Here is a 15,490-nt window from a genome sequence, read left to right as displayed (position 1 = left end):
CCGGAGATCTGACCATGCGGGGGCGGTTAGCAAGCATCGGGGCTGAGGAAAGCTTGCTTTCCGAAGGATGGAATCTGGTTCTGACCGAGCCTGACGCTTGTGCGACGCCGCACGATATCCATCTGTCGGCGCAGTTCATTCCGGCACCCGTTCCGGGCACTGTCGCGGCTGCGCTGGAAAGAGCCGGGCTTTTCGACCGGGAAAATGCCCAAGCGCTCAACACCAGGGATGCCTGGTATCTGACTCGCCTCTTCGATGTGGAGCCGGGAGAGGCGCTCCTGCGTTTTCTGGGGCTGGCGACGGTCTGCCATGTTTTTCTGAACGGCGTGGAGATCCTTTTCTCCGAGAGTATGTTCACCGCCCATGAGATACCGGTGACGCTCGCAGGTGGCGATGAACTGGCCCTATGCTTCCGGGCGCTCGCCCCCCGCCTTGGCGAACCCGGACCGCGAGCCCGCTGGCGCCCGCAGATGATCACACCGCAAGGGCTGAAGAACATCCGCACGACGCTGCTCGGGCATATGCCCGGCTGGTGCCCGGAAATCCATGCGGTCGGGCCGTGGCGGCCGATCTCGCTTGTGCGCCGGGGTGCGGCCTCGGTCGATAATGTTTCGGTGCGCGCGGTGTTGGAGGAAAATGGCGCGGGGCGGCTTAGCGTTTCGCTTTATACCGCTGGCGAGGAGCCGGTGATGCTGTTGCGTTGCGCTGGTGCCGAACAAGGTTTTGAGAAGATCGGCGATCGGCATTATTCGGCAATTCTCAAGCTCTCCGACATCGAGGCCTGGTGGCCGCATACGCATGGTTTACCGCATCTCTATGACGTGACGCTGGTTATCGATGGCGAAGAACATTCGCTGGGCAAAGCCGGTTTTCGCCGTATCGAGGCAGACCGCGGTGCTGATGGCAATGATTTCGCGCTTGTCGTCAACGGCGAGCGGGTCTTCTGTCGCGGCGCGGTCTGGACAACGGCCGATATCGTACGGCTGCCTGGCGAGCGAGCCGATTACGAGCCCTTCCTGCGACTTGCGGCCGAGGCCGGCATGAACATGATCCGCATCGGCGGTACCATGGCCTATGAAACGCCCGACTTTTTCGCGCTCTGCGATGCGCTCGGGCTGATGGTCTGGCAGGACTTCATGTTCGCCAATTTCGACTATCCGAAGAACGACAAGGCTTTTATCGGTCATGTGCATGCCGAGGTGGAGGAGTTCCTGCATGGCGTGCAGCTCTCGCCCTCGCTTGCCGTGCTCTGTGGCGGCAGCGAAATCCACCAGCAGGCGGCGATGTTCGGTCTGCCAGCGGATTTCTGGAGCGGGCCGATCGCCGACGAGATCATCCCGGCGATCTGCCAGCGCATGCGGCCGGATGTGCCTTATGTGCCAAATTCGCCCTATAGCGGGACCATGCCCTTTTCGTCCAATGCCGGCGTCACGCATTATTACGGCGTCGGTGCCTATATGCGGCCGCTCGAGGATGCGCGCCGTGCCGAGGTCCGTTTTGCGGCCGAAAGCCTGGCCTTCGCCCATGTGCCGCAGCAAAAGACCTTGCAGCGGCATCTCGACGTGCCCTCGGTTCACAGTCCGCTCTGGAAAGAGCGGGTGCCGCGCGACCGTGGCGCTTCCTGGGATTTCGAGGATATCAGGGATTTCTATCTCGGGCTTCTCTACGATCTCGACCCGGCTAAGCTCCGCCGTGAAGACCCCGAGCGCTATCTCGATCTTTCGCGCGCCGTGACGGGCGAGGTGCTGGAGGAGACCTTTGCCGAATGGAGGCGTAAGGGATCTTCTTGCAATGGCGCGCTCGTCTGGACCCTGCAGGATCTGTTGCCGGGAGCTGGCTGGGGCGTGATCGATTCCACCGGCGAGCCGAAGCCCGTCTGGCACGCAATGCGCCGCGCCTTCCGTCCTGTCCAACTCGTCTTCACCGATGAGGGGACGAACGGCCTCTACGCTCATGTTATCAATGAAACGGACAAGGTGGTCGCTGTCGAACTCGATGTCGCCTGCCTGCGCGATGGGCGCCAGCAGGTAGCGAGTGGCAGCAAGGCTTTCAATCTCGATCCCAGAAGCGTGGAGCGCATCGCCTGCACCGATCTCTTCGGCGGCTTCTTCGATGCTGCCTATGCCTTCCGTTTCGGTGCGCCGTCGCATGATGTGAGCGTCGCATGGTTGCGATCGACCATGGACGGTGCGTTGCTGGCGCAGGCGTTCCATTTTCCGCGCGGGCGAACCAAAGCGTTCCACGACGCAACGATCGAGGCATCCTTCATGCGTGAGGGCGATGATTGGTTCGTCACGCTTGCGACCGACAGGCTTGCCCAATCGGTCCATATCGATGTCGAAGGTTATCGAGCGGAAGAAGACTGGTTCCATCTGGCGCCGGGTCCTGCCAAGCGGGTCAAGCTCATCGCCGCTGCGGGTACAGATGGCGATGCATTGCCGGCGGGCGAAATCAGGAGCGTCGGCGCCTCGCGCCGTTTCGCGCTTTAAGGGCTGGGAGTGGCAATGACGATCAGAGTGCAGGCGGAAGAGGGTTTGCGGGGCGTCTATCGGAGCGTGCGCGGACATGTTCTGCAGCGGTTAATCGTCAAATCGCGGTTTGCTTTCAACTCGCGCCGGCCAGTGGAAGTCGTCGGTTATCTGTCGATGGCGGCAGGTGTCGGCGAATCCGCACGGCTTTGCGCCGCCGCGCTCTCACAGGCGGGCCGTGAGATCATGCTTGCTGATGTCAGCACGCATCCGGATGAAGGCAAGCTGGTGGAGTGGGCATCTACCCAGGTTTCCCAGGGTCAGCCAGGAAGCCGTATATGGCATCTCAATCCGCCCATGCTGCCGCGCGCGATCCTGAAGAAAGGGCTTGGCAATTTCACCCGCGCCTTCAACATCGGCTACTGGGCCTGGGAGCTCGAAGTGGTGCCGGCGGAATGGCGCAATGCCATGCATTACATGAACGCTGTCCTCGTTCCCTCTGAATTCACCAGGCGGGCGATCGCGCCGCATACGACCGCACCTGTCATCGTCGTGCCGCATCCGGTGACCGAGCGGCCAGCGGCTGACGGTATCAGGCGGAAATTCGGGATTGCCGAGGATGCCTTCCTCGTATCCTTCATTTTCAGTGCCGGTTCCTCGATCAACCGCAAGAATCCGCAGGCTGCCATCGAGGCCTTCAGGCTGTTCAGCACCGAGTGCCCCAATGCCTTCCTGCTGATGAAGGCGAGCGGCAATCCGGGCAGGGACGAAGCGCTTCGAATGCTCATGCAGTCCGTCGAGGGCGACCCTAACATCAGGATCGTTACCGACAATCTGGCGAGTTCAGAGATCAACGGCATTATCCGTGATTCCAACGCCTATCTTTCGCTGCATCGTTCGGAAGGGTTCGGTCTGACGGTGGCTGAAGCGATCATGCACCGCACGCCCGTTGTCTCGACAGGATGGTCGGGTACTGCAGACTTTTGCGACCCTGATAATACCTGGCTGGTCGCGCCCTCACTCATTCCCGTCATCGATGATCATCCGGAATTTGCCGATCTCAAGGATGCCGTCTGGGCCGATCCGTCGCCGCTGGCGGCGGCAGCGCATCTGAAGAGCATCTATTACGATCCTGATGGTGCGAGGCGGAAGTCGGAGGGGGCTCGAGACTATCTGATGCGCCACCTTGCCGAGCACAGCTACGACAAGGCGCTTTCAAGGCTTTCGGCAATGCAGGCAAGCTGAGCTGAGGGCGTACTCCTCTTTATTTTAACATTTCCAATTTAGAGATGGCTTGTTTTTCGGCCGCGATGCGGCGCGCAACGGATGGACAGATGTCGAAGGGCATTATCGCAAATTCGATGATGAATGCGGCGGCGGGCATGCTGCTTCTGGTGACGGGGTTCGTGTCCTCGATCATAACCGCGCGCCTGCTCGGGCCCGAGGCCAACGGCATCGTCGCCTTCTCGCTCTGGCTCGTCGTCACCGGTGCCTCGATTGCCGAACTCGGCTCCAGCATTACGCTTCTGAAGACGCTGCCGCAACTCTCGGCGCAGGGCTACGGCCTTGAGCAACGCAAGGGATTTGCTTCGATCCTCGTCACTTTCATGGTCTGCTCCACGCTCGTGCTGCTGGGGCTCTACGCCATGTTCTTCCTGACGTCGGAGGAGATGCACTGGGCCGATACCGCGCCGTCGGTGGCGTTGGTCACCGGTATCCTTTTCTTCATCCAGGCAATCGGTTCCTTCGTCAAATTCTACCTCATCGGCGAAAAGCGGCTCGACACCTTCTTCCAGCTGACGCTGATCGTCTCGGTCTTCCAACTCGCAGGCGTCGCGATCGGCGCCGTCTTTTATGGGGTGGAAGGTGTGCTCGTCGGTTATGCGCTCGGCCAGTTCGTGCTTTTCGTCGCTACCTTACCGATCCTCTTTACCCGCCGTGACCGCTGCGGCATCTCCCTGAAATATCTGGCTTCGTCTTCGGTCATCCTGTCGATGCAGTTCATTATCGATTCGATTTTTCTTAATCGTATCGAGCTGCTTTTCCTGCAGCAGTTCTGGTCAGTGGAAATGGTCGGCTTCTATGCTGCCGGCCTATCGATCGCCAATATCGCGCTGCAGCTTCCCATCCAGATGAGCGGCAGTCTTCTGCCCTATTATTCGGAACGGCGGCATACCAGTGCCGATTCGAAATTCCCGGTTGAGGCCTTTGCCGCTGTCATCCGCAGCATGGCCTATATCGTGCTGCCCATGAGCCTCGGGCTTGCCGCGATCTCCAGCGAACTCGTGCATGTCGTCTTCGGCGAAGCCTTCGATCGAAGCGGTGGGGTTGTCGCCCTGCTTGCGCTTGTCGCGCCGGCCTACACTTTCATGCAGGTTCTCAGCCTATACCTGCTTTCCATCGATAAAGCTAACGTACGGTTGAAAATCAGTGTGATAGGTGGCCTCCTGATGGTAGTGGGTTGTTTACTCATCGTACCTACGCTGGCCGCTGAGGGTGCCGCGCTTGTGCGCATCACCGTATTTGTTGCGATGTCGGTAATGATGGTCAGACAAACGGGATTCGGAACTCAGCTTTCGAGCCTTTATCTAAGCCTTGCGAAGATTACTCTTGCGGCGGTATTTTGCGCTTGCGGCGCCATTACCGCGCTTGAGATCTTCCAGGGGCCGATTGGTCTTATCGTTGCGATCATCGCCGGCACGTTTACCTATTTTGCTGCGCTAAAGGTCTTCCGCGCCGTTCCGGCCGAGGATATTCATGTCCTGCGTTCGATCCTCGATAAGATGCCGGCGCTGCTACAGGGAACGGCAAGGCGCGCGGTCAATTTCATCACCGCGCCCACCCCCGAAGGGAAAGAGAAAAGGCCGGTCAACGAGGAATTTTCGCGTGAGCCGGCAGAAGGCGCCGGCCGCGCCGCCGCCCTTCCTGTTGTCTTCGATGGGACGATCGGTCTCTTCATGCCGGAAAAGCCCGATGTCGTAAAACGCTCGGCTGCCGTTCTCTTCGTCAGTCCCTGGGGTTTCGAGGAAATGTGCACACGGAAATTCTACCGCGTGGCTGCAGAGCACTTCTCCGATATCGGCGTTCCGAGCTTGCGTTTCGACTATACAGGCACGGGCGACGCGCTGGATTTCGGTGATCACACACCGAGCCTCGAAATCTGGAAGAATTCCATCCGCGCGGCTGCTGCGAAGCTGAAGGCACTCAGTGGTTGCTCGCAGATCGTTCTTGTCGGTCAGGGTCTCGGCGGCACGCTTGTCCATCTGACCGGCCATACGATCGAGGGCGTCGACAACGTCGTGCTGCTTGCACCTGTTCTGAGCGGCAGGGGGCATTTGCGCGAGATCAATATGTGGTCGCGGATCATCCATGCCGACCTCGGTCTCGGAAAGGAACATGCGCCGAGCACCCAGGTCCAGATCGCCGGATTGACCCTACCGGACGCGATTGCCGCGGAAATCGGCAAGCTCAACATCAGTTCACCACAGGGCCTGGCGGCGCCAAATTATCTCATACTAGAACGCCCGGTTCGCGTCGACGATACGGCCTTCGCTGACGCGTTGAAGGCGCTCGGCGGCAATGTCGAGCAACGCGGTTTCGAGGGTTATGACGAACTGGTCACGAACCCGCTCTTTGCCAAGACGCCGATGGCGGTCATCGAGCTGCTTTCCGAATGGCTCGGCGAAACGACTACGCCCTCAAGATCAGCCGAGCACTCATTGCAAGTGATCGAAAATCAGGCGCTCGTGGGCGACGGCTTTGAGGAAGTTCCGGTACGTTTCGGCGCCTTCCAGCATCTCATCGGTGTCGTCAGCCGGCCGCAGGGCGAGATCAAGGGCAATGCTGTTCTTTTCATGTCGACGGCCTATGACCGGCATGCCGGTTGGGGCCGTACGACGGTCGATATGGCGCGCGCGCTGGCGCGTCAGGGCGTGGTTTCGCTGCGCTTCGATTCTGCCAATGTCGGCGACAGCGTTCCGCGTCCGGATGCGCCGGAGCAGGTTCTCTATTCGGCGACGCAGACGGACGATGCGCTCGCCTCGCTCGATCTGCTGGAAAGCTTCGTCTCCGGTCCGATCATGGTTGCCGGGCGCTGCAGCGGCGGTTATGTGGCGCTGCGGGCAGGTATTGAGGATGAGCGGCTGAAGGCGATCGTTTCCATCAATCCCTTCGTCTACTACTGGGATCCCGAGATGCCGGTGCGGCGTGAGCATGTCGTCTCGGTTCCGCGCAGTGTCGATGATTATGGCCAGCGGATGATGCGGCTCGACACGCTCAAGCGACTGTTCCGCGGCGAGGTCGATGTCTTCGCGGCCCTGCAGAATATCTTCATTGCGGTCGGCCGCAGGCTTTCGCCGCGCGTTGCGCCGCTTGTCGAACTTATCCCGGGACGACGCCATGTCGCTCGGCAGGTGCGTCACTCCTTTGCTACGCTCGGCAAACGCAAGGTGCCGCTGACGCTGATCTACAGCGAAGGCGATGTCGGCCTCGACCATATGTATTTCCACTTCGGTCCGCGCGGGCACAAGTTCGCCCGGCACCCGAATGTGCGTCTGGTGATGCTGCAGGATGCCGACCACAACCTGACACCGCCGGAATCACGCAAGCTGGTGCTGGACGAGATTGTCCGGCTGGCGAAGGTCTGAGAATTTCCTGGTTTTCTGGAGCATTTCCGGTTTCCCTCGAATGGCGGAAATGCGTTGTCGCCCTGTGTTCCCACAGTTGCGGACACAAGCCGCTGCGCGCTTTTGCTCGAATTTCTCTAAGCGATAATGCCGATCGACCGGTAAAGGTCGATGTAGCGCTCCGCCACGGCGTCCCACGAATAGGCGTGGGCGGCATCGATGAGGTTCCTCCGCAGGATCGTACCTCCGGCAGCGACTTTCAGGTAAGCATTTTCGATCGCATCTGCGGCCGCTTCCGGTCTCGTGAAGTCAGCGAGCACGATTGCCTCATGCCTCCCTGCAAGCGCACGATAAGCCTCATTGGCGTTCAGAACCGGCAGCAGGCCGGCACTCATCGCTTCCAGTGCGACGAGGCCGAAGCCTTCGTATTCCGAAGCGGAAGCGAAGAGCGAAGCCTTGGCGATGATGCCGCGGATCTCCTGGTTGTCAGGCGAGATAGCGAGCGTGACGGACTTCTCCAGCGACCTTGCGGCGATCTCCCGTCGGAGATCGGCGGCATTGAGATCAGATACGGCACCGACAATATCGAGATGCCACTCCGGATTGCGGCTGGTGAGCGCGGCCACGGCATCCAGCAGGTGATCGAGCCGTTTGTTTACAGAAAAACGGCCGATCGTGACGATGCGCCGTTCAGGTGCGCGCGAGGCGATATCGGCAAATTTGCCGATATCGGCGCCGTTTTCGATGGTGATGCCGTCAGGAACGATGCGGATGAACTGGCTGAGGTCGGACGCGCTGCAGCAAACGACCTGTCGATAGGCCATTGCAGAAAGCCGTGTCAGCGTACCGAACCAGATCTTCTTGATGATCAGGTATTTCTTTGTGTGGAAGAAGCCGCCATGGGTCGTTACGACCATGGGTTTGCGGTGCAAGAACCTGCCCCATGCGAGCGCGTCATAGAAGAAGTCTATGGCATGGACATGGATGAGGTCGGCATCGCCGATATGGCGAAAGACTTGTGGCGCGACCGGATAGCGGCTGGTGCCGGACCAGGGGATCCGGACGACCTCGATGCCGTCGATGGTTTCGTATATCGGAAGCTTGTCTTGGGGCGCGGTGAAGAGCGAATCGAGTGTGACGACGCGAACGCGATATCCGCGTTTCAACGTCTGGCGAGCCAGATTGGCGACCACATCCTCCATCCCGCCACGGTTGGGCAGGAATTGTCGAACGACGTGTACGACAAGGGGTGCGGCCTGCGGCTGCGCCCTGTTCTCAAAAGTCTCTTTCATGGAGACGGACATTTCCCACCTGTTTTTTGTGGGTATTATCAGCCATGTCCGTGCTTAAGGGGTGGTTTATGAAGGCGCGCCGCTGCAGCCTTTATTAGCAAAAGGGTTAATCGCTTCAGAACGCCTTGAAGGTCAATGTCGTCAACGAACGAATGATGCCGGGGATATTGGCGATGTTGTCGTTGATGAACTTGCCGATATCCTGGCCTTCCTCGATATAGATCTTGAGCAACAGATCGTAATTGCCTGATGTCGAGTAGAGCTCCGAGACCAGTTCGGTCTTGTAGATGGCATCGGCGACCTCATAGGTCTTGCCGGGCGCGCACTGGAGCTGGACGAAGATCGGCTTCATGGGAATTTCCTGCATCGAATTCTGATGGCGCGCATAATGGTCGAAACCGCCGCCGCGATGCAAGCCGTTCCTTATGCCTGTTGATCCGAACGGGCCTCAGAGACAATCCAGTCGCGAAAGGCAGCAAGCGGCGCGTAGTCGGCGCGCTCCGGGGGGGAAGCGAGATAATAGCGCTCGCGGCTTTCCATTTCGCGGTTGACGGCGGCGATGAGATCGCCGCGCTTCAGGTCTTCCTGGATGAGGAACGTCGGCAGAAGAGCGACGCCGAGGCCGGCGATTGCGGCTTGTGCAGCCGTCGCAAACTGGTCGAACAGCATGCCGTGCACGCTTTCAAAGGCGACACCGTTGTCCGCGAACCAACGCTCCCACGCATCGGGTCGCGTCGTCAGATGCAGGAGGGGTACTGTCAGCAGATCTTCCGGATGGGAAATTGCGTTGCGTTTGAGGAAGTCCGGGCTACAGGCGGGCAGCGTGCGTTCCGACATGAGGAAGGCGAGTTCCGCACCCGGCCAGTGCGGATGGCCGAAGTGGATGGCGGCATCGATGGAATCGAGACGGAAATCGAAAGAGGAAAGCCGGGTGACCAGGTTGATCGTGACACCCGGATTGGCAGAAAGGAATCGACCAAGGCGTGGCGCCAGCCAGCGTGTGCCGAAGGTTGGCAGGATGGCGAGGTTCAGCGTGCCGCCGTGCGGATTGGCGCGCAGATTCAGCGAAGCGCTGGAGATACGCCGCAGTGCCTCGCGGATTTCCCGCGCATAGGCATCGCCGGCAAGGGTAAGGCGCACCGTCTGGCGCTCGCGCAGGAAGAGTTCGACGCCAAGCTGTTCCTCCAGCGCCTTGATCTGACGGCTGACGGCGCTCTGCGTCAAGTCGAGCTCGCGGGCCGCTGCCGTCACACTGCCGGTACGGGCGACCGCTTCGAAGGCGGCGAGGTGGGACGTTGACGGCAAAAAGCGCCTAGGTGTGAGCATAATCATTCCATTTCAGAATGAACTGTTTCCGAAACGTCGATATTCATTGCTCCGACCGGCTTGTAAAGAACTTCATCCTGCAAAATCGGAATGAACGCGGAGTTCTTCATGCCCGGCGCTTTCGTCTCCACGGACCGTATCCGTTCGCTTTTTACCGAAGCCATGTCGCAGATGTACCGGACGGAGGTTCCGCAATACGGCACGCTGATCGAGCTTGTGGGGGAGGTCAACGCCGAAGTTCTCGCAAAAGACGGGGAATTGAGCGCGCGGCTTCGGCGTGCAGGCGAACTTGAGCGCATCGATGTCGAGCGCCACGGTGCGATCCGTCTCGGAACTGCCGGGGAGCTCTTCACGATCCGCCGGCTCTTTGCGGTCATGGGCATGCGGTCGGTTGGCTACTACGATCTTTCGGTCGCCGGCGTTCCCGTGCATTCCACCTGTTTCAGGCCGGTCGAAGAAGCAGCGCTGAACGTCAATCCGTTCCGTGTTTTCACCTCGCTTCTGCGACTTGAGCTCATCGAGGACGAGCAGTTACGTGTCGAAGCCGAGGCCATTCTCGCAAAACGGCGAATTTATACCCCACGCGCCATCGCGCTTATCGAGCAGCACGAGAGGGCTGGCGGGCTGACGGAAGCGGAAGCGACGGAATTCGTCGCCGAGGCGCTGGAGACCTTCCGCTGGCATGGCGAGGCGACGGTCGGCGCTGAGACCTACAAGCGTCTGCATGACGCGCACCGTCTGATTGCCGATGTCGTCAGCTTCAAAGGGCCGCATATCAACCATCTGACGCCGCGCACGCTCGATATTGACGAAGTGCAGCGGCGCATGCCGGAACGTGGCATCACGCCCAAGGCCGTCATCGAGGGGCCGCCGCGGCGCAATTGCGATATCCTGCTGCGGCAGACGAGCTTCAAGGCGCTGGAAGAACCGATCGCCTTTACCGGAGCGGCCGGGACGACATCAGGCACGCATACGGCTCGCTTCGGCGAGATCGAACAGCGCGGCGTGGCGCTGACGGCCAAGGGCCGGGCGCTCTATGATCGGCTGCTTGCTTCGGTGCGCAGTGAAGTGCAGGTCGGGGCATCCGGCGCCAAGGCCGGGGACTACGATACCGAGCTCACCGAGCGCTTCGAAGCGCTGCCGGACAGCTGGGACGAACTGCGGCGCGAAGGGCTAGCCTTCTTCCACTATTCGGCGTCCCCTGAAGGCATTGCGGCGAGGGGGAAACTCCCCTCCGATCCGGAAATTCTCATCGCCAAGGGCTATCTTCGCTTTGATCCTATCATCTACGAGGATTTCCTGCCCGTGAGTGCGGCCGGTATATTCCAGTCGAATCTCGGTACCGATCAGCAGCAGAATTATGCGATGCGCTCGAACCGGGCAGCCTTCGAGGAAGCGCTCGGCGCTGATGTGCAGGATGAGCTCGCGCTTTATGCCGAGCGGCAGACTGCTTCGCTGGACATGGCTATGGAAAAGCTCGGCCTTTCCGGTCTGAAGCTGAAGACGGTCGTCTGATATTTGGCCGCTTCCGCGAGAGCTGAGGCGGCGCTAGAGTGCTGATTTCGATCCTGATTGGACTGTCCGATGCTCAATGATCCGCGCTCCCACGGCCTATGGGAAAAGACTGCTCCTCAGCCACCTGTCACGTCTGCACTGTCGGGTGCTGTGGAGGCTGATGTCGTCATTGTCGGCGGCGGTTATACCGGCCTTTCCTCCGGTCTGCATCTGGCCGAGGCGGGGTTGCGGGTCGTGCTGCTCGAAGCGAAGGAGATCGGCTTCGGTGGGGCAGGACGCAATGTCGGCCTGATCAATGCGGGAATGTGGGTCATGCCGGATGATCTTCCCGGCGTGCTCGGCCCTGTCTACGGCGAACGGCTGCTCGATCTGCTCGGCAATGCGCCGCGACTGGTAATGGAGTTGATCGAAAAGCACGGGATCGCCTGCGAGCTCGAAAAGCAGGGCACGCTGCATTGCGCCGTCGGTGCCGACGGCTTGAAGGAAATCGAAGACCGCTACAGACAATGGTCGGCGCGCGGGGCGCCGGTTATGCTGCTTGACGCGGACGAGACGGCAAAACGTATCGGCACGAATGCTTATGCCGGATCGCTTCTGGACATGCGCGCCGGCACACTGCAGCCGCTTGCCTATGCGCGCGGGCTTGCCCATGCCGCGCAGAAGGTGGGGGGCGTGCTGCACACGGCGAGCCCGGTCATCGCAACGGAGCGTCGGGGCAGCCGCTGGGTGGTGAAGACGGCGCAGGGGCAGGTCACTGCCGACTGGATCATCGTCGCGACCGACGCCTATAGCACCGGCCCCTGGGAGCAGGTTCGTAACGAGCAAGTGTTTCTGCCCTATTTCAATTTCGCCACCGTGCCGCTCGGCCATAATTTGCGCCAGTCGATCCTGCCCAATCGCGAAGGCGTTTGGGATACGAAGGAGATCCTCTCGTCCTTCCGGATGGATCAGGCAGGGCGACTGGTCTTCGGCAGTGTCGGGGCGCTGCGCAATACCGGCCTTTCCGTTCACAAGGGCTGGGCCAAACGCTCGTTGAAGCGGCTCTTCCCTGAAATCGGCGATGTCGAGTTCGAATGCGAGTGGTATGGTCAGATCGGCATGACCGACAATGCGCTGCCGCGCTTCCACAAATTCGCCCCCAACGTTATTGGTTTTTCGGGCTACAATGGCCGTGGGATCGCGCCCGGCACGGTATTCGGCCGCACGTTGGCGGAACATATCCTTGGCCGGGTCGGCGAGGCGGACCTGCCGCTGCCGCTGACCGATCCGCGTGAGCCGAGCTTCCGCGCGCTCAGGGAACTATGGTACGAAGCCGGCGCTCAGGTCGCCCATTTCGCGGATGCCCGCTTCTGAGAACAACAAGACTGGAACCAAGACAATGAACATCGCCGTCCTCGATCTCGCCACCGAAACCGCCAAGCTGCTCGCCGATCTCGGCGTCGATGCCAAAAGCTATACGGGCGGGACACTTTCCGTTTCCTCGCCGATAACAGGCAAGGAAATCGGCAAGCTGAAGGAGCATTCCGTCGCGGATGCCAAGGCGGCGATCGACGCGGCCCACAAGGCCTTCCTCGAATGGCGGGCCGTTCCGGCGCCGAAGCGCGGTGAGCTGATCCGTCTGCTCGGCGAAGAATTGCGCTCTTCCAAGGCAGCACTCGGCCGGCTCGTTTCGATCGAAGTGGGCAAGATCACTTCCGAAGGCCTCGGCGAAGTGCAGGAGATGATCGATATCTGCGATTTCGCGGTCGGTCTTTCCCGCCAACTCTATGGCCTGACGATCGCCACCGAACGTGCCGAGCACCGCATGATGGAAAGCTGGCATCCGCTCGGCGCCATCGGCATCATCTCGGCTTTCAACTTCCCGGTTGCAGTCTGGTCGTGGAATGCGGCGCTTGCCATCGTCTGCGGCAATGCTACCGTCTGGAAGCCCTCGGAAAAGACGCCGCTGACGGGACTTGCGGTGCAGGCCCTGTTCGAGAAGGCGCTGAAGCGTTTCGTCGCTGAAGGCGGCAAGGCTCCCGCAAATCTCTCCACGCTGCTGATCGGCGGCCGCGAAATCGGCGAAGTGCTGGTCGACCATCCGAAAATTCCGCTGGTTTCGGCAACCGGCTCAACGGCCATGGGCCGTGCGGTCGGTCCGCGCCTGTCGCAGCGTTTTGCCCGCGCGATCCTCGAACTCGGCGGCAACAACGCTGCGATCGTTTGCCCGACGGCCGATCTCGACCTGACGCTCCGCGGCGTCGCCTTCGCCGCCATGGGTACAGCCGGCCAGCGCTGCACCAGCCTGCGCCGCCTCTTCGTGCATGAGAGCGTCTACGACCAACTCGTGCCGCGTCTGAAAAAGGCCTACGGTTCGGTAACGATCGGCAACCCGCTGGAAACCGGTACGCTCGTTGGCCCGCTTATTGATGGTCAGGCCTTCGAAAAGATGCAGTCGGCCCTCGGCCAGGCAAAGGCTGCCGGCGGCGCTGTCGTCGGTGGTGAGCGCGTTGAGAACGGTTCGGCTGAAGCCTTTTATGTTCGCCCTGCGCTCGTGGAAATGCCGGAACAGACCGGCCCTGTCGAGCACGAAACCTTCGCCCCGATCCTCTATGTCATCAAATATAGCGACTTCGACGCGGTGCTGGACTTGCACAATGCCGTGCCGCAGGGTCTGTCATCCTCGATCTTCACCAACAATATGCGTGAAGCCGAGACGTTCTTGTCTTCGCGTGGCTCGGATTGCGGCATCGCCAACGTCAATATCGGACCGTCAGGTGCGGAAATCGGCGGCGCCTTCGGTGGCGAGAAGGAAACGGGCGGCGGCCGTGAATCGGGTTCCGACGCCTGGAAGGCTTACATGCGGCGCTCTACAAATACCGTCAACTACGGGAAGACCCTACCGCTGGCACAGGGCGTCAAATTCGACGTCGAATAGGCTAACGCATTGGAATACAACAGGCGACGCCTCACCGGCGTCGTTTTTTTTGACAGAATCCGAGTTTATTCCCGCGAAGATGAAAGATTGAGTCAAGATATCGTGATGTTATTTTTGACCCCGAAACTTGAAATCATCAGTCAACAAAAATATACGCCTGCCATCGCCCTTGGGGAGCTCGGGTGACATCGCCACGGAGGCCATCATGAAAACTGCTCTTAACCGTCTTTCCGGCGCGCTCGCGCTTACCGCTTCGCTTCTAGCCGCCACTGCACTCGCCGGCAGCGCCAATGCGCAGGAGTCCGAAGGTATCGTCGTTTACAACGCCCAGCACGAAAGCCTCGGCCGTGAGTGGATCGATGCCTTCACCAAGGAAACCGGCATCAAGGTCACCATGCGCCAGGGCAGCGACATGCAGTTCGCCAACCAGATCATCCAGGAAGGCGATGCATCGCCTGCCGACGTATTCCTGACCGAAAACTCGCCGGCGATGTCGCTTGTCGACGGCGCCGGCCTGTTCGCGCCGATCGAGAAGGATACGCTGGATCAGGTTCCGGAACAGTACCGCCCGGCTGATGGCATGTGGACCGGCATTGCCGCCCGCACCACCGTTTTTGCCTATGACAAGACGAAGCTGACGGAAGACAAGCTGCCGAAGTCGATGCTCGATCTCCAGGATCCGGCCTGGAAGGGACGTTGGGGTGCAGCTCCTGCCGGCGCAGACTTCCAGGCGATCGTTGCGGCCTTCCTGCAGCTGAAGGGCGAAGACGCCACCAAGGCTTGGCTGAAGGGTCTCAAGGACAACGCCACCCCCTACAAGGGCAACAGCGTCGCCATGAAGGCCGTCAATGCCGGTGAAGTCGAAGGCGCGATCATCTATCACTATTACTGGTTCGGCGATCAGGCGAAGACCGGCGAGAACAGCAAGAATGTCGGCCTGCACTATTTCAAGAACCAGGATCCAGGCGCTTTCATCAGCGTTTCGGGCGGCGGTATCCTGAAGTCCACGCAGCACATGAAGGAAGCCCAGGCTTTCATCAAGTACCTCACCAGCAAGGCCGGTCAAGCGGTGCTCAAGGATGGCGATTCCTTTGAATATGCCGTCGGCAAGGATGCAGCTTCCAACGACAAGCTGGTGCCGCTTGCCGACCTCAACGCACCAAAGGTCGAAGCTTCGACCCTCGACAGCAAGAAGGTCGTGGAGCTGATGACGGCCGCAGGGCTGATCTAAGCCTTTCTGCCGCAGTCTACTTCCGGTCAAAACTATTGCTTTTGGCTCAAGAAAACCTTAGGGCATGACAAAATCCGGCAACCGCTCTTCAAAGGCGGTTGCCTTCCTTTTTCAGC

The 15,490-nt window shown here is 60.2% G+C and carries 10 protein-coding genes; 7 read left to right on the top strand and 3 right to left on the bottom strand.

Features of this window, described 5'->3' with window-relative positions:
* Positions 1-14 precede the first annotated feature (14 nt).
* From ACK9YZ_RS19980 to ACK9YZ_RS19970, 3 genes are all read left to right on the top strand, one after another.
* On the top strand, positions 15-2,489 hold the full coding sequence (locus ACK9YZ_RS19980) for a glycosyl hydrolase 2 galactose-binding domain-containing protein (protein ID WP_416064931.1): 2,475 nt from the start codon (positions 15-17) through the stop codon (positions 2,487-2,489).
* A 45-nt stretch (positions 2,490-2,534) separates the two neighbouring features.
* A complete protein-coding gene (locus ACK9YZ_RS19975) occupies positions 2,535-3,713 on the top strand; it encodes a glycosyltransferase family 4 protein (RefSeq protein ID WP_416066778.1) in 1,179 nt (392 codons plus the stop codon).
* A gap of 89 nt (positions 3,714-3,802) precedes the next feature.
* Complete coding sequence (locus tag ACK9YZ_RS19970) at positions 3,803-7,114, top strand: oligosaccharide flippase family protein (RefSeq protein WP_416064930.1); 3,312 nt, start codon at positions 3,803-3,805, stop codon at positions 7,112-7,114.
* Positions 7,115-7,230: 116 nt separating this feature from the next.
* Here ACK9YZ_RS19970 and ACK9YZ_RS19965 read toward each other — a convergent pair whose 3' ends face one another.
* From ACK9YZ_RS19965 to ACK9YZ_RS19955, 3 genes are all read right to left on the bottom strand, one after another.
* The gene (locus ACK9YZ_RS19965; protein ID WP_416064929.1) at positions 7,231-8,385 is read right to left on the bottom strand and encodes a glycosyltransferase family 4 protein; all 1,155 of its coding nucleotides are present in this window, start codon (positions 8,383-8,385) and stop codon (positions 7,231-7,233) included.
* Between the two features lie 115 nt (positions 8,386-8,500).
* A complete protein-coding gene (locus ACK9YZ_RS19960) occupies positions 8,501-8,737 on the bottom strand; it encodes an Lrp/AsnC ligand binding domain-containing protein (RefSeq protein ID WP_216756273.1) in 237 nt (78 codons plus the stop codon).
* A gap of 71 nt (positions 8,738-8,808) precedes the next feature.
* The gene (locus ACK9YZ_RS19955) at positions 8,809-9,717 is read right to left on the bottom strand and encodes a LysR family transcriptional regulator (RefSeq protein WP_416064928.1); all 909 of its coding nucleotides are present in this window, start codon (positions 9,715-9,717) and stop codon (positions 8,809-8,811) included.
* Between the two features lie 84 nt (positions 9,718-9,801).
* Here ACK9YZ_RS19955 and ACK9YZ_RS19950 point away from each other — a divergent pair, with 84 nt between their 5' ends.
* The 4 genes from ACK9YZ_RS19950 (at position 9,802) to ACK9YZ_RS19935 (ending at position 15,374) form a co-directional block, all read left to right on the top strand.
* A complete protein-coding gene (locus tag ACK9YZ_RS19950; protein WP_416064927.1) occupies positions 9,802-11,226 on the top strand; it encodes a VOC family protein in 1,425 nt (474 codons plus the stop codon).
* Between the two features lie 69 nt (positions 11,227-11,295).
* Positions 11,296-12,579, top strand: a complete 1,284-nt coding sequence (locus ACK9YZ_RS19945; RefSeq protein ID WP_416064926.1) for an NAD(P)/FAD-dependent oxidoreductase — start codon at positions 11,296-11,298, stop codon at positions 12,577-12,579.
* Positions 12,580-12,604: 25 nt separating this feature from the next.
* Complete coding sequence (locus ACK9YZ_RS19940; protein WP_416064925.1) at positions 12,605-14,143, top strand: aldehyde dehydrogenase family protein; 1,539 nt, start codon at positions 12,605-12,607, stop codon at positions 14,141-14,143.
* Between the two features lie 205 nt (positions 14,144-14,348).
* Positions 14,349-15,374 carry an iron ABC transporter substrate-binding protein gene (locus ACK9YZ_RS19935; RefSeq protein ID WP_416064924.1) on the top strand — a complete coding sequence of 342 codons (1,026 nt, stop codon included), beginning with the start codon at positions 14,349-14,351 and terminating at the stop codon, positions 15,372-15,374.
* Positions 15,375-15,490: the final 116 nt, after the last annotated feature.

The organism is Rhizobium sp. ZK1, assembly GCF_047782645.1.
Classification (GTDB): domain Bacteria; phylum Pseudomonadota; class Alphaproteobacteria; order Rhizobiales; family Rhizobiaceae; genus Rhizobium.
The sequence above is the reverse complement of the archived record's forward strand: the minus strand, read 5'-3'. Positions and strand labels throughout refer to the sequence as shown.